General features: G+C 51.8%; 20 protein-coding genes. 7 read left to right on the top strand and 13 right to left on the bottom strand.

From position 1 onward, the window contains the following. Positions 1 to 30 precede the first annotated feature (30 nt). Genes GX117_10715 through GX117_10730 form a run of 4 tightly spaced genes read left to right on the top strand, consistent with a single transcriptional unit; the run spans position 31 to position 4,023 of the window. Positions 31 to 2,013: a 4Fe-4S binding protein gene (locus GX117_10715; GenBank protein ID NLO33809.1), complete on the top strand. Its 1,983-nt coding sequence runs from the start codon at positions 31 to 33 to the stop codon at positions 2,011 to 2,013. Positions 2,014 to 2,060: 47 nt separating this feature from the next. Beyond that, positions 2,061 to 2,462, top strand: a complete 402-nt coding sequence (locus GX117_10720; protein ID NLO33810.1) for a response regulator — start codon at positions 2,061 to 2,063, stop codon at positions 2,460 to 2,462. 3 nt (positions 2,463 to 2,465) lie between these two features. Continuing rightward, a complete protein-coding gene (locus GX117_10725; GenBank protein ID NLO33811.1) occupies positions 2,466 to 3,617 on the top strand; it encodes a response regulator in 1,152 nt (383 codons plus the stop codon). A gap of 43 nt (positions 3,618 to 3,660) precedes the next feature. Beyond that, positions 3,661 to 4,023: a response regulator gene (locus tag GX117_10730; GenBank protein NLO33812.1), complete on the top strand. Its 363-nt coding sequence runs from the start codon at positions 3,661 to 3,663 to the stop codon at positions 4,021 to 4,023. 87 nt (positions 4,024 to 4,110) lie between these two features. Here GX117_10730 and GX117_10735 read toward each other — a convergent pair whose 3' ends face one another. The 5 genes from GX117_10735 to bamD form a co-directional block, all read right to left on the bottom strand. Further along, positions 4,111 to 4,581 carry an N-acetyltransferase gene (locus GX117_10735; GenBank protein ID NLO33813.1) on the bottom strand — a complete coding sequence of 157 codons (471 nt, stop codon included), beginning with the start codon at positions 4,579 to 4,581 and terminating at the stop codon, positions 4,111 to 4,113. A 178-nt stretch (positions 4,582 to 4,759) separates the two neighbouring features. Further along, positions 4,760 to 6,532 (bottom strand): hypothetical protein, encoded by a 1,773-nt coding sequence (locus GX117_10740; protein NLO33814.1) that lies wholly within the window; start codon positions 6,530 to 6,532, stop codon positions 4,760 to 4,762. 216 nt (positions 6,533 to 6,748) lie between these two features. After that, positions 6,749 to 7,771, bottom strand: coding sequence for a DNA polymerase III subunit delta (holA, locus tag GX117_10745; protein ID NLO33815.1), 1,023 nt, complete (start codon positions 7,769 to 7,771; stop codon positions 6,749 to 6,751). Further along, the gene (locus GX117_10750) at positions 7,772 to 8,359 is read right to left on the bottom strand and encodes an LptE family protein (protein NLO33816.1); all 588 of its coding nucleotides are present in this window, start codon (positions 8,357 to 8,359) and stop codon (positions 7,772 to 7,774) included. Beyond that, positions 8,356 to 9,351, bottom strand: a complete 996-nt coding sequence (bamD, locus tag GX117_10755; protein NLO33817.1) for an outer membrane protein assembly factor BamD — start codon at positions 9,349 to 9,351, stop codon at positions 8,356 to 8,358. The genes GX117_10750 and bamD overlap by 4 nt, the downstream gene beginning before the upstream one ends. 355 nt (positions 9,352 to 9,706) lie before the next feature. Here bamD and GX117_10760 point away from each other — a divergent pair, with 355 nt between their 5' ends. The 3 genes from GX117_10760 to GX117_10770 all read left to right on the top strand — a co-directional run bounded on the left by GX117_10760 (position 9,707) and on the right by GX117_10770 (position 14,613). Continuing rightward, positions 9,707 to 10,228, top strand: a complete 522-nt coding sequence (locus tag GX117_10760) for an adenine phosphoribosyltransferase (GenBank protein ID NLO33818.1) — start codon at positions 9,707 to 9,709, stop codon at positions 10,226 to 10,228. A 174-nt stretch (positions 10,229 to 10,402) separates the two neighbouring features. Continuing rightward, entirely contained in the window at positions 10,403 to 13,231 is a 2,829-nt protein-coding gene (locus GX117_10765) for a redoxin domain-containing protein (protein NLO33819.1), read from the top strand. A gap of 80 nt (positions 13,232 to 13,311) precedes the next feature. Next, positions 13,312 to 14,613, top strand: a complete 1,302-nt coding sequence (locus GX117_10770; GenBank protein ID NLO33820.1) for a redoxin domain-containing protein — start codon at positions 13,312 to 13,314, stop codon at positions 14,611 to 14,613. Between the two features lie 13 nt (positions 14,614 to 14,626). Here the strand turns inward: GX117_10770 and GX117_10775 are convergent, their stop codons facing one another. The 8 genes from GX117_10775 to rfaE2 form a co-directional block, all read right to left on the bottom strand. Further along, positions 14,627 to 15,751 (bottom strand): glycosyltransferase family 4 protein, encoded by a 1,125-nt coding sequence (locus tag GX117_10775; protein NLO33821.1) that lies wholly within the window; start codon positions 15,749 to 15,751, stop codon positions 14,627 to 14,629. Continuing rightward, on the bottom strand, positions 15,748 to 17,343 hold the full coding sequence (locus GX117_10780) for a hypothetical protein (protein ID NLO33822.1): 1,596 nt from the start codon (positions 17,341 to 17,343) through the stop codon (positions 15,748 to 15,750). The genes GX117_10775 and GX117_10780 overlap by 4 nt, the downstream gene beginning before the upstream one ends. 68 nt (positions 17,344 to 17,411) lie before the next feature. Next, the gene (locus GX117_10785; protein ID NLO33823.1) at positions 17,412 to 18,677 is read right to left on the bottom strand and encodes a metallophosphoesterase family protein; all 1,266 of its coding nucleotides are present in this window, start codon (positions 18,675 to 18,677) and stop codon (positions 17,412 to 17,414) included. A gap of 181 nt (positions 18,678 to 18,858) precedes the next feature. Beyond that, positions 18,859 to 19,935, bottom strand: a complete 1,077-nt coding sequence (locus GX117_10790) for a hypothetical protein (protein ID NLO33824.1) — start codon at positions 19,933 to 19,935, stop codon at positions 18,859 to 18,861. A gap of 102 nt (positions 19,936 to 20,037) precedes the next feature. Then, on the bottom strand, positions 20,038 to 21,090 hold the full coding sequence (locus GX117_10795) for a uroporphyrinogen decarboxylase (GenBank protein NLO33825.1): 1,053 nt from the start codon (positions 21,088 to 21,090) through the stop codon (positions 20,038 to 20,040). Between the two features lie 110 nt (positions 21,091 to 21,200). Continuing rightward, on the bottom strand, positions 21,201 to 21,653 hold the full coding sequence (locus tag GX117_10800) for a hypothetical protein (GenBank protein NLO33826.1): 453 nt from the start codon (positions 21,651 to 21,653) through the stop codon (positions 21,201 to 21,203). Positions 21,654 to 21,799: 146 nt separating this feature from the next. Next, positions 21,800 to 22,531 carry an MgtC/SapB family protein gene (locus GX117_10805; protein NLO33827.1) on the bottom strand — a complete coding sequence of 244 codons (732 nt, stop codon included), beginning with the start codon at positions 22,529 to 22,531 and terminating at the stop codon, positions 21,800 to 21,802. A 70-nt stretch (positions 22,532 to 22,601) separates the two neighbouring features. Then, positions 22,602 to 23,585 (bottom strand): D-glycero-beta-D-manno-heptose 1-phosphate adenylyltransferase (gene rfaE2 / locus GX117_10810; protein NLO33828.1); only part of this gene is annotated, 984 nt, incomplete at its 5' end.

The following is a 23,585-nucleotide window of genomic DNA, read 5'->3' on the forward strand; positions in this document are numbered from 1 at the left end:
CCAGTTATCATGAGCCAAAGCGACTGTAACATAGCCGTAGTCAACACGGTCAAAGAACGGTGCCGCGTTTGTTTCACCTGCGTGCGCGAGTGTCCCGTCAAAGCCATACGCATCATTGACGGACAGGCCGAGGTGATGCCGGAACGGTGCATCGGCTGCGGCAACTGTGTGCGCGTGTGCAGCCAGAACGCAAAGCAAGTGCGCGACTGCACCGCCAATGCCATGTCCTTGTTGAAAGGGCCTGCGCCTGTGGCGGCGCTGGTTGCTCCCAGCTTCCCCGCAGAGTTCTCGGAATGTGAACCCGGTGAGTTGGTGGGTATGCTCCGTGCTCTGGGCTTCGAATACGTGCATGAAGTCGCCTTTGGCGCGGATCTCGTTGCGCGCGCTTATCGGCATCTGCTCGAAAACACGCCGGATAGCCGCTATATCGCCACGACCTGCCCCGCCATCATCGCCTATGTGGAACAGTATTATCCGGAGCTGGTCCCGCAGCTGGCGCCCATTGTATCGCCCATGATCGCTACGGCGCGTGTGGTGAACCGACTTTACGGCCCGGAAGTGCGCAGCATTTTCATCGGCCCCTGTATTGCGAAAAAGGGCGAAATGCTCAGTACCCGATTGCCGCGGGAAGTGTTCGCGACCCTCGCCTTTTCAGAGCTGCGCAAACTTTTTGATGCCGTCTCCTTGACGCCTGAAGACGTGGAGCCCTCCAACTTTGATCCGCCCCACAGCGGCAACGGTATGCTCTTTCCTATCAGCGGCGGTATGTTGCAGGCGGCTGATCTACGAGAGGATCTGCTGGAAGGCGACATTGTGACCGCTGAAGGCAGAGAATCTTTCGTCGATGCCATTCATGAATTCCCGGATATGGATGTGGCGCTGTTGGAAGTGCTCGCCTGTCAAGGCTGCATTTCAGGTCCGGGTATCACGAATCCGGCTCCCTTGTTCCGGCGACGGAGCCGCGTGAGCCGCTACGCCCGGAGCTGCGCCGCCAAAGCCGATAAAGCGCAATGGGAAAAGGAAATGGATCGCTACAAAGATATTCCGCTGATCCGCTCCTTCCAAGTGAAAGATCAGCGCTATGCGCCGCCCTCTGAGGAAGATATCCAAAGAGCCCTCGAGAATATGAACAAGATGAGTTCTGAAGATCATCTCAATTGCGGCGCTTGCGGCTATGACACCTGCCGGGAACATGCCATTGCCATCTGCAAGAATCTGGCAGAAACAGAAATGTGCCTGCCCTATACGATTGAAGAGCTGAAGCGTGCTGTGGGCGACCTTGCCCTGTCCAACACGCAGCTGAAGAAAACACAACAGGCATTGCTCCATTCCGAGAAACTCGCGAATATGGGACAGCTGGCGGCAGGTATCGCTCACGAACTTAACAACCCCCTTGGCGTGGTGCTCATGTATTCCCACTTGCTTAAGCGTGAATTTAGTGAAGCGGATAAAGTGGGTCAGGACTTGAGCACCATTGTGGAGCAGGCGGACCGCTGCAAAAAAATCGTGTCCGGGCTGCTGCAATTTGCGCGCCAGAATAAGGTGGAACGGCAGCAGGTCAATATGGATACGCTGGTCCGTTCCTGCCTCAAAGGCTTTTCCAATCACATCCATATCCATGTTAGATTACTCAACAAGCTGAGCGATCCTTTCGTGGAAGTTGATCGCGATCAGATTAGCCAAGTCTTGGTGAATCTTGTGGGCAACGCTTTTGACGCCATGGGTAAAAAGTCCGGCACCCTGACATTGACCCTATCCGATACGACGAAACAGCTGCAGCTTGATGTGGAGGATACGGGGCCGGGAATGTCTAAAGAGACGGAGAAGAATATATTTGAACCCTTCTTTACGACGAAAAGTATAGGCAAAGGTACGGGCCTCGGCCTGTCCATTGCCTACGGTATAGTAAAAATGCACCGCGGCGATATTCGCGTGTCGTCAAACTGCGATCCTCATAAAGGACCTGTAGGCACCCGATTCACTGTGACGCTGCCGAGAGTTGATCTGGAATAAGAGCGTTTTTAAGCCGCATGACCGCGGTATTAGGGAGAAGACAATTCATGAACCAGTCAGAAACAAAAGGAACAATCTTGCTTGTGGATGATGATGCTGATTTCCTGTTCCAACTGCAGGCTCAATTTGCAGCGGAAGGATATGAAGTATTGACAGCCGGCTCCGGGAAAGAGGCTATCGGTGTGCTTGCTCAGACCCGCCCCGACCTGTGCATCGTCGATTTGATGATGGAAAAAGCGGATATGGGCTTTACCCTGTGCTACAAAATTAAAAAGAAAGACCCCACCATTCCTGTGATTATGGTTACTTCTGTTACCCATGAAACGGGAATCGATTTTGACGCAGCCACCCTCGAAGAACGTTGTTGGATTAAAGCTGATGCCTTGCTGGACAAGCCCGTCCGCTTCGAACAACTCCAACGAGAAATAGCGCGTCTCCTAAAAGGATAACCCATGAACTGCCTGCGTGTATTGGTCGTGGATGACGAAAGCTATATTCGCTCCGCCATTGAACGTACCTTGGCACCCTTACAATTTGTTATGCCCGACATTGAGGAAACGGTGTGTTTCGAGTTTGAAGGCGCCGACTCGGCGGAAGAGGCCGCGCTGCGCATCCAAAGTGCAGACAAGCCCGATATCCTCTTGCTCGACTTGAAATTGCCGGGCATGAGCGGGATTGACTTGTTGGAGATCATGAAAGATAATCTGACGGAAACGCTGACCATTATGATCACCGCCTACGCCTCCATCGAAACAGCGGTACGCGCCACGAAAAGCGGCGCCTATGATTTTCTCGCGAAACCTTTCAGTCCCGACGAACTGGAACAAGTCTTACATAAAGCCGCACGCCATCTGGTGGTGGCGAAACGGGCGCGCCGGCTCGCACAAGAACAAAAAGAAATTCGCTTTGAATTTCTCTCCGTACTCGCCCACGAATTAAAAGCGCCGCTCAACGCCATGGAAGGCTTTCTCAACACGATCATTGACCATACGGCAGGCAACGATCCCGCCGTCTATGAAGAGATGATGAAACGCTGCCTCACGCGCGCCCAATATATGCGCAAGTTAATCATCGATCTCCTCGACTTGACGCGTATCGAATCAGGACGCAAAAAACGCGTCTTGGAAAAGGTCAAGCTCGAAGAAGTGGCAAAACGCGCTGTGGAAACGATGCGCCCCGATGCGAGCGCACGGGCAATCACCATCAGCCTAGCGTGTACCCCTGAGCTCACTTTGCAAGGGGATGCGGGCGAAATCGAAATCGTGTTGAACAATCTGATTTCGAATGCCGTTAAATATAATCTGGACAAGGGGAAGGTGCATGTGCGCTGCGCAGACAGGGGCGAAAATATTATCATTGAAGTCAGCGATACGGGCATCGGCATGAGCGAAGCCGAAGCGGCACAGCTGTTTAACTCTTTTGTGCGCATCAAAAATGAAAAGACTTTTGGTATTCATGGCAGCGGTTTGGGGCTTGCCATCGTTAAAAAAGTGGCCTTGCTCTATGACGGTACTGTTTCTTTGAAGAGCACACCCGACCAAGGCAGCACCTTCACTGTTACCCTTCCCCGTATAAAAATGGATTCTGCCTCCGAAAAAAGGTAGTATATCTTCTGTAGATCATTTCCGAAATGTGGGAGATTGTGTCATGCAGATTAAAACCATCCTCGTAATAGATGATGATCCCGATATTCATTTTTTCTGTAAGAGCCTGTTGGAAGCGGAAGGCTATACGGTGAGAACAGCGATCAATGCAGCGGCCGGCTTAAAAGCCGCACGGGAAATCAGTCCCGATCTGGTCATTCTCGATATTATGATGGAAGAAATTAATTCGGGCTATAAGGTGGCGGAGGCATTGGGCAAAGAAGTACCTATCCTCATGTTTTCGTCCATGCTCAACCCCTCGGATACGATTTTCAATCCCGACGAAGTTCCCTATCGCGACGTAATCAGCAAACCCATTGCCGGCGAATTGCTGTTGCGCAAAGTCCGCGAGATTATCGGAGACTAAAGCGGGCGCCCCACAATCCCCACCCCTTGTCATTACCCGGCGTATACTGCTGCTGCGCCCCGGCGCACTATGGCTCATAACAACGCGTCATGATGCGCGGTCGTGAACCAGCGAGGTTTCGTCACAGTCGGGGAAGAGCGGACACTGGAGACAGTCCTTGAAGACCTTATAGGGTAATTCGGAACGGTCGACAGCAACAAAGCCCATATGTAAAAAGAAATCCGGAATCCGTGTTAGCGCATAGACGCGCTCAATTTCAAGGGCTTCCGCTTCTTGAAGTACTGCTTCCACCAATCTGCGCCCGATACCTTTGCCGCGCAAATCTTCCCGTACCACGAGTGAGCGCACTTCCGCCAAATCGATCAAGTCGATATGAAGGGCTACCATGCCGCCTACACCGCGCTCATCTTCATAGACATAAAAATCTCGGGCATTTTCAAAAAGCTCCTCCAGTCGCCGTGAAAGTACCTGCCCTTTATCAGCGGCTTCATCCAGTAATTTCTTCATCGCGAAGATTTCGGTGAGTTTGGGTTTGCGAATTGTACCTGTTACTTCCATAAATAACCTGAACTTTACTATATCGTGTTTGCAGCAAATGCCAATACACCCCTTCTATGGGGCACAAAACAAAATTGTTTCATATGGGTTGGAACAGCGGAGTCTCCTATTGTACACCGCCCTTGTCATGGACCGAAGTGTTTGGTAAAAAAGGCGCACGCTTTTTTGCTACGGGCTTTTATGCCTTTCTTCGTCGTCGGGACAGCATGAAAGCGCCTGTGCCGAGGGCTAGGATTCCCACTATAATCCCGCTGCCCAGCGGCATCGCGTCTTCCGGGAGCACCTCAAGTATAAAGGGCGTGCTCGAATAGACCTGATCATTATCGTTCATGACCTGCAGTTGATACACGCCGGCATCGCTCAGGTCTACCGATAAGATAACATAAGAAGTGCCGTGTTCGCCGGGGATGGGGACGCCATCCTTGACCCACACATAGCCCGTGATTGTACCGGGTATATTTTGCACAAGACTTTTCAATTCGATCCGTGTCCCCGTCGTGGTACGGGGCGAACCAAGGATGGATACAACAGGGCTTGGCGGCGTTACATGACCGGTCATTGCTTTGATGCAGATATTCCCATCGGGCATATACGCACTGTAGTCTTCATAGGTGACGCCGTCAGGACTAAAATAGCTTTGTGCCGGTCCACCCGTCGTTTGCGAAAAACCGGGAATCGAAATTTCCACCGGAATCGGGTAGCCCATCCCCGGCGTCTCATAGCGGATACGGACGGTGAAATAGGCGTCTTCCTCAATCGTTAAAGGCTCGGGCAGAGCGATCACGTGATACCCGGCATGTTCCAAAGAAACAGAAAAGCTTAACAACGGATTGGAGAACTGATAATTGACCGCGCCGCCGTCGTAGATAATAATTTCAAGATTGGCATTGTTCGACAAGACATAGGTACCCACGGATACCAAGCTTTCCGTCGCCTCTGCCTGAAATACGTTGGCAGCATAGACAACCGTAGAGGGAGGAAATCCCTGCGATGAGACATGACCTAAAGGGTCGTATTGATAGATACGCTCCCAAGGATATACTTCCGTCAACTCATAGAATCCGGTAGCTATTTTACAGGCTTGGTGATCGTAATAGGAGATGAAAAAATAGCCGTGGTCTCCGAAGAGGGTACCCCAACTATTCTTGCAAATCCAAGCCCCTTTGCCCGGCGCGCCGACAACGGTCTTATTATTATCCCAGCCCACAATCGTAACCATATGATTCAAGACCTCAGATCCGTTGTAATAGTAGCTTGCGGAACTTACGTCGAAAGCATTGTTCATCCATGTCATAGGCGTAATAACAGGGCCCCGGTTCATGACGGCAGCCTTGATCGGATCTTGCCCGTTAGGAGCGCCATTTTGTAGATCGGCGTAGAGTGTCGCTTCACCCAAGCGTTTCTGAGGTGCTGCGCCCGGAACAGGCCCCGTGATCGCATGCTGATTATAGGGATCGTCGCTCTCTTTGAGAGGGCCGCTCCAGCGTGAGAGATAGGCCATGGCAAGGGAATCATTACCGCCGGCGCAGGCGTCCCACAAAAACCCATGGGTATTTTTCATGTGGTTTTCTGAAAAGTCCCACGATTCGCCCAGATGGATTTGACACCACGCTTCTAAAGCGGCACAGGTCGAAAAGGCCCAACAAGCGCCGCAAATTCCCTGATCCTTGATTGGAGTCAAGGTTATCGTGTCGCGCCAATCAAAGCGCTCCGGATAGACGGAATCGGCTTTTTCTGCGCCGAGCTCACAGAGGTGAGACCAGTCCACCGGACCGGGCACATAGCCATAGTTTCTCGCCCCGTCACCCTTGCTCTGTTGTTGGGCAGTAAAGGCAGGGTTGAAGGGGGCGGTCTCCAGTGTTTGCGCCAAAAGACTCGCGCCGCTCAGCAATCCAATCAGGATTGCCGTGCAGAAAATCGAATAGTACCGATCGTGTTGCTTGCTTACCATGACAATAGAGCCTCCTATGCTTTACACGTTAAACACTGCCTTCTTGGGAAATAATCCGAGCTGGATCGTTGCTTCGGGCTTCCTCGTTATGCAAGCCTATGCCTACTTCATGAGACGCGTTAATTTTTTCTTAAAAGACTAATACTGCCATACCATAAGTTTACCACATTCGCAGATCTGCAATACTTGTAAAAAGAGGCGCAACAAAGGCGTTTTTTATTTACGGGCATGGGCCAATTTAATAATCAAGAGTTCTAGTAAAAGGCTCATATCCGCATTGGTATTTCTCAGTGCGAAGTGGGTTTTCGTGCATAAGGCCATGGCGGCTGCCAAGCGCTTCGGCGAAAATTTCTGGGTGAGGGGCTGCACTTTTCGCGCCACAAAGGGGCTGTCCAGCTTGAGGTGGGTATGGGGATGGGCGCGGTAGGCGGATTCCAGCAGCCAATTCACGATGCCTAAGATTTCATCGGCGCTTTTGTCCATGGCAATGAGATCGTGCAGCTCTTTGAGCGCAGCGGCGGCGTTGGATTCGGCAATGGCGTCGGTAAGCGCCCATACCGTTGCTTCTGCCACATCCGCACTTGCTGCCAAGACGTCTTCTTCGGTGATCTTATCGCGGGGCTGCACAAAGTTAACGATCAAATTGAGGGCATTGCTCATGTCGCTCATTTGCGCGCCCACGCGGTCTATGAGCAAGGCGACCGCCTTGGAATGAATGGTTTTGCCCCGCCCGTCGATCTGTTCTTTGATCCAGCCCTGGTATTCCGCTGTGCTGAGCTGGCTTGCTTCGATGACAACGCCCTGCGCCTCGGCTAATTTATAGAGCGCTTTGCTGCGATTCACCGACTGGGACACCAAGATCAAAAGGGTCGTGTCTGCAGGCGCTTCCAGATACTGGAGCAAGGGTTGGAGGGGCGAGCGCTTATCGGATGCCATATCCATATAGACATGGGCGTTTCGCACCAAAATGACGCGGCGTTCCGCAAGAAAGGGAAGGGTCCGCGCTTCTTCGATCACACTGCCCGGCGCTGTTTCTTCTGCGTAAAAGGAAGAAAAGATCAGGTCTTTCATGCCGGGATCCACATAGGTGGACATAACTTTATCTAAGGCCATTTCAACCAAAAAAGGCTCGTAAGTGTCTTTCTTGGCACGCCCGCTTTTCCCCGGCACAAAAAGCAATACCTTGGGCGCATCGTTTTTCCCAATCGATTTCATAAACTCAACAACGTTGAGTATCATTTACCAAGGCTCCACGACAAGATAGAAGAGGTCTGTGGCGAGTTGTTCCAATGCCTCTGAAACAGCCTGATTCTCTTCTTCCGTTGCAAAAGACCGTACTTTAGCGAGGTAAACCTCGGCATTGCCGCGCAGCCGATCCGAGGAGATTCCGGCAGCTTCTGTATTGAAACTGGTCTCGCCCGCCACCAAAGGATTTTCCCACAGCACTTCCCCGGTCTTCACATCAGTGAGCCGTGCGGCGGCCGTCACAACGAGCAAGGATTGGGTTACTTTATCGTCGCGATCGTGGGTGACCCCTTTTCGATGCAGACCGAGGATCACCCCTTCAAGGAGCAGATCCGCTTCCTCGGCAGGCGCCACTTTCAGACGCGTATCGGTGATGAATTTTCGGACCAAAGCATTGGTGAGCGGCGCTTGGAGATCGTACTCACCGGTTTCATCATAGAAAGGAGAAACGGCAATAGATTGATACATGGGATCCAAGGAACTGGTCGTTGTATACCCGCATCCACTAAGTATAACCGCTGCGAGCAGAGCCAATCCCGCTGCCAAAGCGATGGGCTTGGCATCTAATAGGGCAGTGGTCATAGTTCAGCCTGAAGCCCCGATTGGTATTTATCGCCAATATGCACGACTCCTTCATTCGTTTCCAGCCAAGCGCTCGCCACTTCCGCACTCTCCGTATCGGAGAAATCACGAACCAAGATTTCATAATAAAGTTTCGCGGCGGAATATTCGCGGCGCTGTTCGTAGAAACGAGCAGTCTGGAGCCGTTGAAGGGCAATGGATTCTCTCATGTCCACTTTGATGGCGTCCAGCTCTTCGCCGCGATCATCGTTAGGGAATCGCATTTTAAAATCGTCAATCGCGTCAATGGCCATTTCGCTGGGAGCCTGATCATATTCCGGCGGTAAGGATGCTTTGTAATAGCAGTTGGCAAGCCCAAAGGAAGCATCGGGAACCCAGTCAGAAGCGGCATAATCTTCCATTACACGGCGGTACTCAAAGGCAGCATCAATATACTGCGACCGTGCATAGTGGCAGAGACCGATCTTATACTGCGCTTCCGCAGCGGCAGGCGCGAAAGGCTGATTGTCCACAACCATGGTATAGACTTCCGCCGCCCGTTTATAAGGGCGGTTACGGAAGAGACGGAATTTTTTACCCGATTTCGCAAGGCCACGATCATAATAATAGTCGCCAATATCGTATTGTTTGCGCACTGCTTCCTCATAGTGGTCGGAGTTCGGATAAGCGGCAATGAGCTGTTGAAAGGCTTTTGCCGCGTCCATGCGCCGCCCGCGCGCCAACAGTATCTCGCCTCGGAGAAATTGATTTTCGTCGGCAAGAACGTCATCACCATAAAACTCCACGAACTTGTTGGTCTCGCGAAAAGCTTTTTGGTAATTCCCGTCCATCAGCAAGCTGCGGGCATACTCGATCTGCAATTCGGGCGTTTCTTTAGGCATCTTTTTCAGGTTGATAAAGCGCCCCGTCTGAGGCGTCCAAACCCATTGCGCCTGAGCCAGACCACAGACCAATAGAAGCATTATTGTTAAGAAACAGGAAAGCTTTCGCATATAGGGTATTCTCCAAAAGTAGCCACCATATTCGGCTTTAAAAGATGCCGTAACCGATACTCCATTGTCGAAAATATTAACAGATTAGGCTAAGATGAAACAAATACCCTATCGTCGAATCGGGTCGGTCCTACGCAAATTTTGGCTTGGGAGCGGAGATTTCTGCTTGACTACTGGTTTGAAGGCAAATTTGAAGAATAAAAGTAATTTCTGCGCCTCAGCGCACAGCCTTCTGCTTTATGTTGCGCCGCCGCCGCAGCCTAAACTTTGGGGGATCCGATCAAAAGTGATATCATAATTTCCTCTATCCGTTTTGTGTGAATCATCTGCCCCACCACGTCAAGGGAGAAAATGCATGGATCTGGCTTCTGTAATTCGCAATATTCCTGATCATCCGAAGGCGGGCGTTCAGTTTAAAGATATTACGACCTTGCTCATTCAACCCAAAGCGCTGCAAGAGGTCATCAGTCGTTTTAAAAAGCGCTACTGCGATCAACAGCTCGATGCCATTGTTGGCGTTGAAGCGCGGGGCTTCATTTTCGGCACTGCCCTCGCCTACGCCATGGAACTGCCTTTCATACCGGCTAGAAAACCGGGCAAACTGCCGGCAGCGACTATCCAAGAGTCTTTCCAACTGGAATATGGAACAGACAGCATCGAAATACATACGGACAGTATTCAAAAAGGACAACGTATCCTCATTGTTGATGATCTGCTCGCCACAGGCGGTACCGTCGCCGCCACACAACGGCTGGTACAGCGCTTAGGAGGCGACGTGATAGAAGCCGCCTTTGTAATTGAACTGCCCCAGTTAAAGGGCAGGGCAGCCTTAGCGCCCTTGTCGGTCTTTTCACTGCTTCAGTTTGATGATCCTTGACGAAGACGGTGCGCACACTCTAGGAAGAACAGGATTTTATTTTGATCGTGTTACTCCCTCAATGATGAACATTACAAACCCCCATCTATATCCACAGAACTAAAACAGCGATAAAGAAGGTTTGTTACTTATATACAAAAAGAAATGCATGCTGATCGTTATAAGGAGAATTACATGAAGAAATTACATACGTTTACGCTGGCAGTTTTGATGCTTGCTGCGTCTGCCACAGCGCTGGAAGAACATTATATTTTCCCGCTGCAAGATAAACATGTGCACGCATCAAGCTTGGTGGAAACGTCGGAAGGGGATATTCTGGCAGCGTGGTTTCACGGATCAGGCGAGCGCTGGGCCGACGATGTGGCAGTCTTGGGGTCTCGGCTCCGTAAAGGTGCCGATGCGTGGGAACCCGTATTTACCATGGCCGATACACCCGATTTCCCGGACTGCAATCCCGTTTTATTCATCGACTCCCAAGAACGCCTTTGGCTCTTCTGGGTCGTGGTACTCGCCAACCGCTGGGAAAACTGTCTGCTCAAATATCGCCGTGCAGACGTATATAATGAAGACGGCGCGCCCCACTGGAACTGGCAAGACATCATCACTTTTCGGCCCGATGACGAGTTCCCCGATAAAGTGAAGGAAGCCTTCAAAGCATTGGATTCTCCGGAAGATCTGTGGGCGGAATATGCCCCGCCCTATTCCGAATTGATTGTGGAAGCGACGCGAGACAGCTTGAAACGGCAGATCGGATGGATGACCCGTAATCATCCTTTGGAATTGCCGACGGGCCGCATTTTGCTTCCCCTGTACCACGACGGCCTCAATATATGCCTCATGGGTATTTCTGATGATGTGGGCGAGAACTGGACGATCAGCGAGCCTATTATGGGGCTCGGTCATGAGCAGCCCACAGTGGCGCGGCGCAGCGACGGCAGCCTCCTCGCCTATTTTCGAGACAGCGGCCCGAAACCCTATCGAACGCAATACGCAACCTCCGCCGATGATGGAGAGACTTGGTCGCTCACCGAGGACACGGACATTCCCAATCCCAGTTCCAGCATGGAAATTCTGGCGCTGCAAGATGGCCGCTGGATCATGATTGCGAACGACTTGGAAGACGGACGCCATCGGCTGGGCATGTTCCTATCCACCGATGAAGGACGCAGCTGGCCCGTGGTACGCTATTTAGACGACAACACCGAGGACTGCAGCTTTTCATATCCTTCCCTATTACAAGGGTCGGACGGAAGGATACACGCCTCCTATTCCTATAAGGTGCCTGAAGGCAAAACGATCAAACACGTTTCTTTTATGCCCGATTGGATCGAGTCGGAAGATGTGGAACGCGCCGACCGGCCGGAAGAGACGACGCCCGTTGCGGATGATGCACCCGTTGCGGATGATGCGCCTGAGCCGGTCGAAACAACGAGTTTCACGCCCACAGACGGGGCGTCCCTCGTCGAGCATTGCGCGGCGACCTTGGCGTCTTGGAAAAGCTTCGCCGTGAATTACAACACCACCTTTGTCTATACACGCGGTTCGATCAACCAAGAAGCCTTTATGGAAGGCGATATGGTCTTGGGTGAGGGTAATTTAGGACGAATCCACATTAAGCGCCAAGACAGCGACACCATCACCTATAACAGTCCGGCAGGACAGTTTGTTGTTGCGCCCGCCTTGAACAAATACACGCCCATGCCGCTGGCTGCAAGCCGCAAAAACTTGGTAGCCACCATGACCACAGGCACGGTGGAACCGCTCCTCGCCTTGTTCGGTGAATTGCTCGAAGGTCAAGTGCCTCCCTTAGATACCCTGTCTTTCACAGAAACTGAAGTGGGTGAAAAGGCAGTTTGGAATCTTAAAGGGGAAAGCAGCGATTATTTTTTAAATATGATCCTGCCCGTCACGGAACCTGTCGTTCCCCTGTCACTCACAATGAATTTTAAAGAGCCTTTGATCAACAAATATAACTTTCCCGCCGATGCCGCGCTGTCTATTGTCATGAATTTTTCGGAATGGTCGCCGGAAATTACCGTGGTAAAAGAAGACTTTGATTTCGTGGCAGCCGACGATGCACAATCCGCCACCTTAGCCGAGCTCTCTACCAAACCCAAAATTGAAGTGGGACAGCCGGCACCGGACTTTTCGCTTGACGATATGGACGGCAATTCCTTCCGCCTCCAAGAACATATTGGCAAAGAAGTTATTTTGCTGGAATTTTGGTCGACAAACTGCACGGTCTGTCAGCGGCTTGCCCCGGAACTCAATACTTTCGCTCAAGCAATGGCAGGAGAAGACGTGGGCATTTACGGCATCAATCTGCGCGCCACGCCCGAAGCCATCGAATACTTCTTTAAAGAAGACATTCCCGTCTACCCCATTTTGATGGATAGAAACGGTTCGGCAGGTAAATTATATGATGCTACAAGCGTGCCCAGAATGGTATTGATTGGTAAAGATGGACTGATCAAAGGCGTCTACAGGGGCATGCCCGAAGGGATTATCAACACGCTGACAGAGAAGATTCGTCAGCTGCAAACGGAACCCGCCGATTCTCCGGCTGAGGAAGCCAAGATTGTAGTGGGCGCGCAAGCGCCGGATTTCACACTGGGACAAATGGACGGCGATGAAATACGTCTTTCCGCTTTGACCAAAGAGCATCCTGTAGTCTTGGCATTTTGGGCGAGTTACTGCGGGTATTGTAAACGCGCGCTGCCCATAGTTTTAGACGTCATGAATTCTTTTCAAGATAAAGGCGTTGTTTTTTATGGTGTGAACCAGCGGGAAAACCCGGAAAAAATCAAGGCTTATTTTGATGATGCCGACTTATCCTTTCCTGTATTGCTGGATACGGATGCGCAAGTGGGAGGCTCCTATGAAATCCGGGGGATTCCAAGAATCGTAATCGTAGGCAAGGACGGAATCATTAAAGGTGTACATCAAGGCTTGCAGCCGAATCTGGCTGAATTGCTAAACGACCAACTCTCTAAACTGATTTAAAAAGAGTCGCTCCCAACGAAGCCGCAGTTGCGTAATCAAGGGTAAACAACACCACCTGAAAAAAAGCAAGGAATCGGTATATGGATAAAAAAAGGTGGATCAGCCTGATACTACTTTTAGCGGTGACAGCCGCCTTCGGCTGCTCTATGGTATTTTTGAAGGTTTTTCAGAAACCTGTCGAACCGGACACGGATGCGCCACAGGCAACAGAGACAGCCACGGATGCGCCACGGGCGACAGAGACAGCTACGGATGCGCCCGCTCCCCAATCCCCTTTGGATGGGGCTGCGCTCCTGCAAGCGACTGCGGCAGCACTGGGCACAGGTCATGCGCTCCGCGTAGACCTTGAAGCACAGATAACCGCGAACCAAGGGGCAATCACCCAAAATTCATCGATTGCGGGATCTATCGAATTGGGCGAAAACAACCTGGGAACACTCCACCTTAAAGACGAACACCTTAGCTTCAGCATTCATAATGATGCCCAAAACTGTGTGACCTTCTTATCCGAAAAGAATCAATATATAAAGACGCCGGCTATGAAGACACGGAGCGAGCTGCTCTCCCGAGGATTTCCCGGGATCATGGAAGTGCCCTTGCACTGGCTCACCTCGCTCTTGGCAGGCGCCGTACCTGACCACGATGCGTTGACCGTGTCGGAAGCCAGCTGCGACGGCGTGCCGTGCCGGGCACTGCAGGCGGATTCGCCTGAATACGAATTGACCCTGTCCTTATCGCAAGCAACGCCGCCTACGCCTCTTTCCATGGAGGTCGTTTTGAAGCCGGAGGCCATGAAAAAACATCGCGCCCCCGCCAATCTCAGCGTCAAAATGACGCTGACCTTCCATGATTGGCAACTTGCTTTTGAGCCGCCACAGGACTATTTTACTTTCGTGCCGCCGGCAGGTGCCGTTGAAGCCACCCAGGACACTGCCGCAGCGGGAAATGCTCCCCGTGAAGGCGATACTGCGCCACTCTTTACGCTCCCGTCTCTTAACGGTGAAAGCGTGGATCTACAGAACTATGTGGGCGGCCATGTGCTAATCCTCGATTTTTGGGCGACGTGGTGCGGCCCCTGTCGCAGGGTCCTGCCTGTGCTTGCCAAGCTGTCCCAAGAATTCGCCGAACGCAATGTCCTTCTTTTCACGATCAACCAACGGGAAACGCCGGAAAAGATTCAAGGCTTTTTAGAACAACAAGGGCTTGATGTTAAGGTCTTGTTGGATTCCGCCGGAGTGGCAAGCCGTTTGTATCACGTAACCGGTATTCCGCGCATTGTGATCATTGGTAAAGACGGCACGATCAAAAAGATTTACGCAGGCTTCTCCGAAACCCTCGAAGCATCCATTGCCGCTGTTTTAGAAGAGATGACCGCTTCTTAATCCAGCAACACCCTCAGCCGGCAATGCCCGTATTGTAAGGATCGTAGGCGTCTACAATAATTTGAGCCAGCTGTTCACCCACAATTTCGGGATGATGCCGTTCGTGGATAACTTGGCGGGCACGCTTGCCCAGCTCGGCGCGCAAATTCGTATCCTCAATAAGACGCAGCAGCGCCGCCCCGTAGGCTTCCACGTCATTATCAGGAACGATCAAGCCCGTTTTTTCATGCTCGATGGGATATGCCGCACTCTCACAGGCAACGATTGCTTTACCGGCCGCCATGGCATTCAACATCTTGATGGGATAGCCCGACCAAGATACACGGGGTGCAGCGAAAACCGCATCTTGGGCGAGAAAATATTGAAGCGCGTCAAAGTCCGGAATGAAGGTCATTTCTGTGCCGGGTAGCTCCTCTTTTTCCGCTGTCCCGATTAATAACTTTGTTTCGGGCTTTTTGCGACGAACCAGATGCATGGCATTCAACAGCAAATCAAGATTTTGGTAGGCGTCCAAATTGCCCGTATACATGACCGGTGGCTTCGCCTCACTTTGGGCGGGCACAATCTTTAGAATCCGTTCATCCACCGGCGGCGCTATGATCGTGATTTGTTCTTGAAGACAGCCGCGCACCACCAGATGACCTGCCAATCGATTATGGGGCGCAATGACCTTATCGGCGCGCACGGGGAAAAAACGGTCTAAGGCTCTGCCAAAAGAACAGGCGCCCGGCAAGTCCTTAAAAAAATGGGGTAATTCATCGGCCATGGCGTTGTGGGCGAAATAGAGAATGGGCCGTTTACGTACCGTGAGCGCAGCGAGAAGAGCCTCATAATTATGGGCGCAGATAACTTGAATGTGATGATCCAAAATCACACGGCGCAGCTTAAACGCAAGGGTAAGATCTTGGAAGGGTTTGGCGAAAGACGGACCGGCCGCTGTTTTGCCGGCAAAGGGAACGCGTCGTGCGCGATGAACACGCAAGGTATCGCCCGCTTCGCCCAAGCCATAGCCGTAGACGACCAGATGCACTTCATGACCCCGCGCCTGAAGGCATTCTGCTGTATTTTGCAAGAAAACTTGACTCCCCTGTGGCGCAGGGAAGGGGCATGCCCCAACCATAGCAATTCTAAGCGTCATTCGTAATATCCCAACAAGCGCATTCGTTCCTCTAAAAGACGTTCTTCGTCCTCAGTGTACAATTTTACGGGATGAGGTGTCCATTTATTATGGAAAGAAGTGTTTTCAGGGTGACGGCCCGACAACAGCGAGCGCCCTTCCATCGCCTCCCAATCGACGCCCAGATATTCCAACACCGTTGGTGCTATATCCAGAATCCCCGGCGCGTCAACTGCTGTGGGGCGGTTCATGGCAAGATACGCCGGATTTTTATGGACACCGCTGCAGCCGGCCTCTTTCCCGCCCGCCCAACGCTCGGGAGACAGTTCTTCCACCACCGCTCCGCCTCGGGCGCGGGCACATGAAAAGCGGTATCCCCCGCTCCAATCCAAATCTAAAAGAATATCAGGGGCGCGGTGGGTGTACGGTCCTGTGTAGAGTGCCGCTCGGGGATGAGCCTTCACAACACCGGGCAGCGTCTCCAAGAGCCTGCACAAATCTTCGACAACAGCATCATAGGATTCGGGAGCAACAACACCCTGCCCTTCGCGACCTGCCACGTTCAACCGCACCGAGGGCAAATAATCCAATTCATCGGACCAAGCCCGCGTATGACGCCAGTCAATACCACCGAAACGGGATCGGCTTTCTGCCTGCTCGGCATAGGCCTGAAAACGGCGAAACAAGGAGCCGCGCAATTTAACGGGTACCCAACGGAGCGCGATTTTTTTGAGCAGGTTCATCTTCGGCGGCGCAAAACGGAGCCAGCCCTGTTCAGCAAGAAAATTATTGAGATGCAAAACCTTTGTGTCGGCACCGCCGAAACCGTGATCGGAAACAACCAATAAAAGCGTGTCCTCGTCGGCATATTCGGCGATTCGCGCAACAACCCGGTCGAGGCGCTCATAAATGCGGCGCAGCGGGTGTGTCGGTTCTTTGATTGCGGCGTTGTGCCGCGGACTCTGCTCATCTTCAAGCGCCCAAAAATGATGGGAAGCCGTATCGGCCTCGCCCAAGACGACCATGAAAAAATCCCACGCTTCGCATTGAAGCAAGTCAAGGATAATGGATTCTTTTGCGGCTATACGCTGTTCCAAGGCATGGAGTGCGCGCCCGTACCAAGCTGGTGAAATGCGGTGTTCCTGAAAATCGGCGAAGTGCCACCCCTTCACTTTTGCGAAAGCTTCGGGCGGATAAACAAAACTTCGGTCCATGGCATTCGCCACAGGCGAATCAAAACCGGCAGCCAAGATCCCGTTGACCGGCTCCGGCGGATAGCTTCCCGGAACGCCTAACACACAGACGCGCCTGTCCGCCTCCGATAAGATATTCCATAAAGCCGGAGCCTTGCGATCGCGGCTGTTCATGAATCGCAGCGCGTAGGCACCTTCTTGCATTTCAGTGAAATCGACGAGCCCATGAACGCCGGGATTCACACCGCAGACACAGGAGCTCCACACAGGAAAAGTCACCGGTGGATTGAGCCCGGCCAATGGCCCCGAGAGCCCCTGTTCTTTGAGTGCAGCGAGGGCAGGCAAGCGCCCTGCTCCCATCCATTTTTCCACCAGTTCCGGGGAAAAGCCGTCAAGGCCTATAAGGATTACCCGTTTCATGGGACCATGTGTTTCAGCCCATGGCAGGCAACAATCTTGGACGAGCGGGGCACCGCGAAACTTTCCTGTTATTTCGTGCCGCTTTGACGCGCTTCAAGGCTGGTTTCATCAAAGATGGCTCCATGAATGTCCATGGCAGAAAAATTCATTTGATCCGCCGTCACATCTACGATCCAAAAATGCGATTGGTTGCCGGTCTTTTCCAGATACCAGCGCTCTTTACGGGGTGATCTGGGGACGACACCGCCGCTGCCGTCGCCAAGATACAAGGTTCCTTGAGGATCCAGCTCATTGCCGCGCAGTCGTTTGCTCCGTTTAAAATCATGGTCGTGGTGCTCAAATCCCACAGAAAGCGTGTAGGTATCGAAAAGAGGCAGCCAGTGGGTGCGCCCTGCCTCCGATGCGGATCCTTCAAAATCGCGGTGAGAGGGGTAGAGCGGAACGTGGTACACAGCCGCTGTAAAGGGAAGCGAATCAAAGTTCTGCAGCTGCGCTTCTAACCAATCTTTTTGATCTTCATGAGGCACAATGTGGTTGCTGTCCAAAACAATCATGCCGAAGTTCGCGCCAAAGCGTCGAGAAAAAAACGTCTCTCCTCCTTGCGGGAAAAAATGATAGTAGAAGGGAGCGCGCTCTTCCAAAGTACCTGTAGATTTGCTGTATTCATGGTTGCCAATCGCCAAGACCAAGGGAATCAACATCCCGTCAGGCGTCGTGCCGTACTGATGCCACAACTTAAGCCAGCGATTCCATCGGCCCACTTGATTCACATCCCCGTTGGCGTAGGCAAGATCGCCGCCAACAACAATAAAACGGGGCGACTGTGCTGATACATGTTTCAGCAGCAGCTCGAAAATACCGGATGCCAGCGTATCGCCTGTAATGGCAAAACGCAAGGGCTCATCGCCATCGGACAAGGTCTGAAAATGGTAGACGGCCGTCCCGTCGCCTACTGATGCCAGCGTGAATGAATAGGCCTGTCCCGGCTTCAGATCTGTCAATTGGACACTATTGATAAAGCGTTGGTCGGCCAAGTCGGGTATCTGAACCCCTTGTCCTTCCGCGCGCAAGGCTTCGCTTTGCTCCGCTCCCTGCTCATAATACAGCACCGCTATTTCTTCGGGTTTTTCGGCTGTATGATAATTGACGGTGACCGATGTCGAAGGATCACCCTGCCACGTCAAGTAAGGCAGATCATAATAGGGCTGGATACGTATTGGATCGCCAAAGTCAGCGGTACCGAAACCATAGGGTACCAGAATCAAGGTGATACACGATACAATAGCGCCCATAAGGGACCATAGTTTTTTGTTTCGAAGTTCTTGGGAAAACATTTTTTCACCCTCCTATTTCGGTGAGACGGCTTCCGAGCAGGTTGAAAGATGGTTCACAGCAAAGGAATTACGATATTTCATCACCATCTATAAGGAAGCCGAAATATGGATATTTAACAACCCGTTCTTTATCTCGTTGAGGATAAATATACGGTGTCTGCTCTTTTATTTCAATCGCTTATTATTCTGTGCCTAAGGAGGCAAGAGTCCGCTCCAGTTGAATAAAGACTTTCGTATATTCTTCATCGCGGATCATGGGATCGCAAAATTTTTGTATCGCCTCTTCAATTCCGGCACGGGACAAAACCATTTTGATTCTGTCTTCTGCCTCGTTAAAGGAAACGTTTGATGCCGCTTCTACCTCAACGAGCCGGATCAGGTGAACACCATACTCACTTCTGAATACAGTGCTCAATTCACCGGGTTTCAATTGGCTCGCATGATTGACAAAGAAGGGGGGCAGTGCAGAAACAGGGTTCATATTCATGTCTCCGCCCTTGGCAGCATCGGGCGCCTCAGACATATCCCGCGCTACGGCGGCGAATTGTTCGCCGGCGAGGATGCGCGCCCGTGCTTTTCCCACTTTCTCTTCTGCGGCTGCCCACGCCTTTTCATTAGCCGATGCCGCATTCGGTTTGGGTACGGCTAAGATCTGGTTGAGATGCATTTGCCCGGGCACTTGGAAAAGCTGCGGATTCTCGTCGTAATAGGTCTTCGCTTCCTTGCTCGTTACTTGGACGCCGTCTTCTTTGGCAACGACTTCCGCCATTTTTGCAGCCAAGAGCTGCCGGCGAATACTGTCCATGGCCTCTTCTCGGCTTTGTCCTGCTCGTTCCAAGACCTGCGCTTCGGTGGGCGAGGAAGTCCCGTCTTTACTCAATTGTTTGGAAAAGTATTCCATCTTTTTTTGAAATTCAGCTTCCACTTCAGCATTGGGCACCGTGAGATTGCGGCGCTCCGCCTCTTTCAGCAAAATTTCGGTGCGGGTCATATCACCAAGAATGGTAAGCCCTGCCCGCACGCGGAACTCATCGTTCAACTCCGAATCGCCCACCATCGCCATCACATTCGTCAGATGCCGGCGATAATCGGCAAGAAACTCTTTGCCTTCAATGGCCGTGCCGCCAATGATGGCAACAGGTCCTGCGGGAACCGAGCGTTCCACCACGTCCATATGGTCAATATCGGGAACCTGTGCGAAGGCACCAAGTGCATACCCAAGGCCTGCGATCATCGCGGCGCTAACAATAGCTCTCATGATAAATCTCCTTTATGTAATTCGGGATAAGGATATCCATAGTATACTAAATTCGAGGGGAATCAGGATGTTGCAGAGAAAAAGCTGCCTGGACGATGACGATTAAGGCTGACTGCTTTTCGTATAAGCCCGTATGTAGTCTACAAGATACTTCACATGTTCAAAAGGCGTATCCGGTAACACGCCGTGATTCAGGTTGAAGATATGCCCGGTACATTGCCCCCCTTCTATACATTCTTTCGCCGCTGCTGCGATAGCATCAAGGGGACCTGAGACAAGCAAGCGATTATCAAGATTTCCCTGAATGGGTGCATGAGCGCCTACAATAGCGCGTGCCTCTGCAATGGTCTTGTCGCCGGGGATGGACAAAATATCAGCGCCCGACGCTGCCATGTCCTCAATCTGCCCGGGACGATCCGCCAGACGTGCAAAGGCAATGGTCGGTACCTTTCCTTTCAGCGCATTGAAGACATACTGCTGCGCAGGCAGGGCAAAATCACCATATTCCTGCCTCGTTAATTCATAAGCGCATGATTCAAAGAGCTGGACCAGATGAGCGCCGCAGTCAATTTGATACTGCAAATAATCAACGGTCATCTTCGCCAGCGTATCCAATATGTCGCGGGATTCTTGGGGATGTTCGCTCAACAAGCGGCGCAGCCGAGGCATGCCAACAGCAGGACTGCCTTCCTCTGTCAAGAAAGCGAGCAGCGTTAAGGGCGCACCGGCAAAACCAATCAGCGGCATAGACGCGCCCGCTTGGGATGCAATACCCCGATAGATAGCCGCAATATGGGACATATGGGCTGCCATGTCGAAAGGACGGAGGGCGCGGAGTCGGTCTAGGGTGATTGACGGCCTTTCCAATTGGGGGCCCGGCCGAAAAATAAAAGGAGCGCCCATGGGCGCCAAAGGCGAAAGAATATCTTGAAAGATAATCAGCCCATCCACGCCCCACCGTGCAGGCAGCAAGGATATACGCGCCGCCAATTCGGGATGACGAAACAGTTCCTCCAGATGCAGCTTGGACGAGGCACGGAGCTCACGATAGGCAGGATCGCAGCGCCCTGCCTGCCGCATCAACCAGAGAGGCGGCCGTTCTGTTGACTCGCCGCGGGCGGCTCTTAAAAGGAGGCTATCATTTACTGTTAACATCGTACTGTTCCCCGAATCGCTCCAACACTTGGCAACATGATCCATCGTATTATTCTATTCGGGTGTATAGCAAGCCCCGAAGAAAATGCGTCCAAGGCAAGGGCGTCATTTTAAAGTTCGTCTTCCTCTTCCGCCTCGTTATCAAGATCTAAAGAGTCGGAAAATTCATCATCAATTTCATCTTCGTCGACGTCATCGACGCTGATCTCGTCCGTGTCGTCGGTATCATCATCCGTAGCGGCTATAAGAGGCGCTTCTTCCTCTTCCTCCTCCTCTTCTTCCTCTTCCTCCAGATCTTCATCCATATCTAAATCCATTTCATCGGAATAGCTTTCGTCCATTTCCGACACATCAATATCAGAGGAGCCGATAGGAAGCGCCGCTTTTTTCTTTTTGCTGCGATTGGCTTTTGTCTGTGCCGAAGCAGATTCACTGCCCTCTGATCCGATCTGAATCAGGGGAGATCCTTCACACCCCTCCGATGGACATTTATAATCCATCTTTGCAGCGCCCCAATCTACAAAACGGCGCCCGCATATTTCACAATAAAATTTCGTTGCCAACAGAAACCCTTTCATATCAAAATGAATGACCAAAACAGGTATAGTGGATAAAGACAATTCTACGGCGCGAATTATAGCAAAAAAAAAGACGCTACTCACTTTTTTTTTATGAAGGAAGGAAGCCACGGAAAAGGACAGGGCTTAAATTAGGATTGCAGACGCTCCAACGTGATTTTACGCGCATGGGCATAACGCGTACGCAAGACCTCCGCCAAAACAGAAAAATCACGGGCAGATCGGCTGTGCACCTGAAAATCAACTTGGATGCTATTGCTTTCTTCCACCTCTTTGATAGCGGTAGTAAAGACTTCAAAGGGACCCGCCGCTTCGATATGCGCGACGATCTGCCCCACATCAGTCTCTGAGGTCGGCAATTGTATAGAAAGGAAAAAATAACCGTGCTGCGGCAAGATAGCATTTAAGGCGGAGAGACCGGTGACGGCGGCAAGCACAAAACCTGTTGCGATCAAAGCGGTGACCAGGTATCCCGCGCCAATCGCCACGCCTTGCGCGGCAGCAAACCAGATCGTGGCGGCAGTGGTCAATCCCACCATCTCCTGTCCCGATTTCATAATGGTGCCGGCACCGAGAAATCCGATGCCCGTGACGATACCTGCAGCGAGACGGGCGCGATCCAAACTCGCCGCGTCACCGCCGCCCTCCCTGTAAAAATATTCGCTGATCATCATCAACAGCGTTGAGCCCAAACAGACGAGAATATGGGTTCGCAGTCCGGCACTGCGCCCTTTACGCTGTCGCTCGATACCGATAATGCCGGACAAAAAAAGGGCTAATAACAATTTGATGAAAATTTCTAAAAAATTTTCTTCGCTATGGTAATTTCCCAAGATTTGATAAATCGTATCAAGCGTGTCCATGCAAAAAGTATATCATGAACGGGACTTACAATGGAGAACGCAACTCCCGCCTCGCACGCTCGGCCGAATATTATTCACGCGTAATTTTATCGATAATGCAAGAAGTCGATTGCCCTTCGCGGCCGGGGATTATCACAATAGCGCCGCCATAACCTTCCACCAAGCGGCGCTCCTCCTGCACGATCGTGTCCAAGGTATAATCGCCGCCTTTGGCATAGACATGGGGCTGCAATTTCTCAAGAAGCGGCAAAGGCGTTTTGTCATCAAAAATAACGATATAATCCACACATTCTAAAGCAGACAATACCTGAGCACGATCCTGTTCATTGAAAACGGGCCGTTGATCCCCCTTGATCTTCTTCACCGAAGCGTCGCTGTTCAATCCGACAATCATGACATCGCCGCAGTTGCCCGCTTCCTGTAAATACATGATATGGCCCACGTGAAGAATGTCAAAGCAGCCATTGGTCCACACAATCTTTTTGTTTTCCCGTTGAAGGCGATGAACAATAGCCGTTATCTGATCCAGACTTTTCACCTTGTCTGTCGCAGAAGATTCTCCTTCGGTCAACAAGTCGCGCACTTCCTCATTAGACACGGTGACCACGCCCGTTTGCGCCACCGCGATGCCGGCGGCAAGGTTACCCAAAACTGCAGCGTCAGTGAGCGACGCGCCCGATGTAAGGGACAGCGTTGCCGCAGCGGTGACCGTATCCCCTGCGCCCGTAACATCCCGCACTGGAACGGGCCGAACAGGAACCTTTTCATAGCTCCCGCCTTCGGAGAAACAGGCGATCCCATCAGGGCCCAGTGTGATCATAACGTTGCGGGCGCGCCCCAATAAAAAAGTCCCTGCCTCTTGCAAACGGGCCTCATCCGTCACCGCCACACCGGCGGCTGCACCGGCTTCCGCATCATTGGGCGTGATCAGCGTCGCATCCTTGAAAAAGCCGGCACGGGCACGCGAATCCGCCACAGTGACCAGATTATATTCTTTCGCAACGGCAACAATAGCGGCGTAGACCTTATCGGATAAAGTGGCAGACACCTGATC

Source organism: Candidatus Hydrogenedentota bacterium (genome assembly GCA_012523015.1).
In the GTDB taxonomy this organism is placed as follows: domain Bacteria; phylum Hydrogenedentota; class Hydrogenedentia; order Hydrogenedentales; family CAITNO01; genus JAAYBJ01.

Bases quoted from the DNA above. Each gene is read 5' to 3' on its own strand.
- GX117_10795 (NLO33825.1), bottom strand. From the start codon at position 21,090: ATGTTAACAGTAAATGATAGCCTCCTTTTAAGAGCCGCCCGCGGCGAG.
- holA (NLO33815.1), bottom strand. From the start codon at position 7,771: ATGATACTCAACGTTGTTGAGTTTATGAAATCGATTGGGAAAAACGAT.
- GX117_10720 (NLO33810.1), top strand. From the start codon at position 2,061: ATGAACCAGTCAGAAACAAAAGGAACAATCTTGCTTGTGGATGATGAT.
- bamD (NLO33817.1), bottom strand. From the start codon at position 9,351: ATGCGAAAGCTTTCCTGTTTCTTAACAATAATGCTTCTATTGGTCTGT.
- GX117_10735 (NLO33813.1), bottom strand. From the start codon at position 4,581: ATGGAAGTAACAGGTACAATTCGCAAACCCAAACTCACCGAAATCTTC.
- GX117_10780 (NLO33822.1), bottom strand. From the start codon at position 17,343: ATGAAACGGGTAATCCTTATAGGCCTTGACGGCTTTTCCCCGGAACTG.
- GX117_10785 (NLO33823.1), bottom strand. From the start codon at position 18,677: ATGTTTTCCCAAGAACTTCGAAACAAAAAACTATGGTCCCTTATGGGC.
- GX117_10750 (NLO33816.1), bottom strand. From the start codon at position 8,359: ATGACCACTGCCCTATTAGATGCCAAGCCCATCGCTTTGGCAGCGGGA.
- GX117_10765 (NLO33819.1), top strand. From the start codon at position 10,403: ATGAAGAAATTACATACGTTTACGCTGGCAGTTTTGATGCTTGCTGCG.
- GX117_10730 (NLO33812.1), top strand. From the start codon at position 3,661: ATGCAGATTAAAACCATCCTCGTAATAGATGATGATCCCGATATTCAT.
- GX117_10770 (NLO33820.1), top strand. From the start codon at position 13,312: ATGGATAAAAAAAGGTGGATCAGCCTGATACTACTTTTAGCGGTGACA.
- GX117_10725 (NLO33811.1), top strand. From the start codon at position 2,466: ATGAACTGCCTGCGTGTATTGGTCGTGGATGACGAAAGCTATATTCGC.
- GX117_10775 (NLO33821.1), bottom strand. From the start codon at position 15,751: ATGACGCTTAGAATTGCTATGGTTGGGGCATGCCCCTTCCCTGCGCCA.
- GX117_10740 (NLO33814.1), bottom strand. From the start codon at position 6,532: ATGGTAAGCAAGCAACACGATCGGTACTATTCGATTTTCTGCACGGCA.
- GX117_10790 (NLO33824.1), bottom strand. From the start codon at position 19,935: ATGAGAGCTATTGTTAGCGCCGCGATGATCGCAGGCCTTGGGTATGCA.
- GX117_10760 (NLO33818.1), top strand. From the start codon at position 9,707: ATGGATCTGGCTTCTGTAATTCGCAATATTCCTGATCATCCGAAGGCG.
- GX117_10805 (NLO33827.1), bottom strand. From the start codon at position 22,531: ATGGACACGCTTGATACGATTTATCAAATCTTGGGAAATTACCATAGC.